This is a genomic window from Actinomadura sp. 7K534 (genome assembly GCF_004348575.1).
Taxonomy (GTDB): Bacteria; Actinomycetota; Actinomycetes; order Streptosporangiales; family Streptosporangiaceae; genus Spirillospora; species Spirillospora livida.
In genome coordinates, this window is the sequence record NZ_SMKB01000452.1 from 1 (window position 1) to 1,940 (window position 1,940).

1 protein-coding gene is annotated in these 1,940 nt (G+C 71.2%); it reads left to right on the forward strand.

Features of this window, described 5'->3' with window-relative positions; genetic code table 11:
- Positions 1 to 1,940: zinc-binding dehydrogenase (locus tag E1266_RS37015; RefSeq protein WP_165966373.1), on the forward strand; the 1,940-nt coding region annotated here is incomplete at both ends.

Consider the following 1,940-nt stretch of genomic DNA (forward strand, 5'->3'; position numbering starts at 1 on the left):
GATCTACGCCGAGGTCCAGCTCCCCGACCCCGACGCCGCCACCGGCTACACCCTCCACCCCGCACTCCTCGATGCCGCCCTCCACCCCATCGCGCTGGCCGCCGACGGTTCCGGCGACCAAGCTCACCTGCCCTTCGCATGGGAAGGCGTCAACCTCCACGCCACCGGCGCCACCACACTCCGCGTCGCCATCACCCCCATCGGCGGGCAAGCCACCAGCCTCACCATCACCGCCACGGATCCCACTGGACAGCCCGTCGCCACGATCGACACGCTCACTCTCCGGCCGCTCACCGAGCTTCCCACCAAGCCCGGTCGAGACAACCAGCTCTACGCGCTGGACTGGCCGGTGCTGGCCGGCGGGAACGCGACAGGCACCGGCACCTACGCGATCCTGGCTTCGCACAGTCCCGAATTCGCGCAGCTACTCAATACCGCGCTCCCCACGCCCGCGCCGGTCTACGACGACTTCCAGCAGATCTCCGAGCCGCCGCCGATGCTCCTGCTCCCCTGCGCCGCGGACGGTGACGGCGGCGAGCCGGCCGGTCCGGCGCACGCGATCACGCGGGAGTTGCTGGAGCTGCTTCAGCGGTACCTCGCCGACGACCGGCTGAACGACACGCGCCTCGTCCTGGCGACCCGCAACGCCGTCAGCGTCGACACCGCCGCCGCGAACGGCGCCGCCGGGGGCGGAGCGCCGGGGCTGGCGCAGTCACCGGTGTGGGGACTGGTCCGAAGCGTCCAGGTCGAGCACCCCGAACGCGTCACCATCGTCGATCTGGACGACCGGCCCGGCAGCCTTGAGGCGCTCGCGTCCGCGATCGAGGCCGCGTCGGCCCAGGGCGAACCCCAGCTCGCCATCCGTGACGGTGTGGTGCACGTCCCCCGGCTGGTCCGGGCCGGGCGGCAACCGATGCTCGCCCCGCCTCCGGACGGCCCGTGGCAGCTGACCGTCGCGGGCAAGGGCACCCTGGAGAATCTGACCTTGGTCCCCGCCCCGGAGCTGGACGAAGCACTGGGCAGCGGGCAGGTGCGCATCGCGGTGCGGGCGGTCGGGGTGAACTTCCGCGACGTCCTCTATGCCCTGGGGATGATCCCCCAGGACCAGCGCCCGCTGGGCGGGGAAGGCGCCGGGACCGTTGTCGAGGTCGGTCCGGACGTGGACCACCTGGCCGCGGGCGACCGGGTCATGGGCATCTTCACCGGCACCGGCCCCACCGCCGTCGCCGACCACCGCATGATCACCCGCATTCCGGACGGCTGGTCGTTCACCCAGGCCGCCACTGTCCCCGTCGCGTATCTCACCGCTTACTACGCCCTGGCCGACCTCGCGGGCGTCCAGCCCGGACAGCGGCTCCTGCTGCACGCCGCCACCGGCGGAGTCGGCACCGCCACTTTGCATCTCGCCCGGCATTGGGACATCGAGGTCTTCGCCACCGCCAGCCCCGGCAAGTGGAACGTCCTGCGCGAGCACGGCCTTCAAGTGAGCCACATCGCCTCGTCCCGGACGCTGGAGTTCGAGGAGCACTTCGGCGACACCCTCGGCGACCATCGCATCGACGTCGTCCTCAACGCTCTCGCCGGAGAGTTCAACGACGCCTCACTCCGCCTCCTCGCACCCGGCGGACACTTCCTCGAAATGGGCAAGACCGACATCCGTGACCCCGAGCAGGTCGCCGCCGCCCACCCGGGCGTTCACTACCAGGCGTTCGACATCATGCAGGCCGGTCCCGAGCGCATCCAGGAGATCCTCACCGAGCTGCACGACCTGTTCGAGGACGAGCGTCTTCACCCCCTGCCCGCCACCACCTACGACATCCGGCATGCGCCGGAGGCGTACCGGCATCTCAGCCAGGCCCGCCACATCGGCAAGGTCGTCCTCACCATCCCCGCACCACCCGACCCCGACGGCACCACCCTCATCACCGGCGGCACCGGCA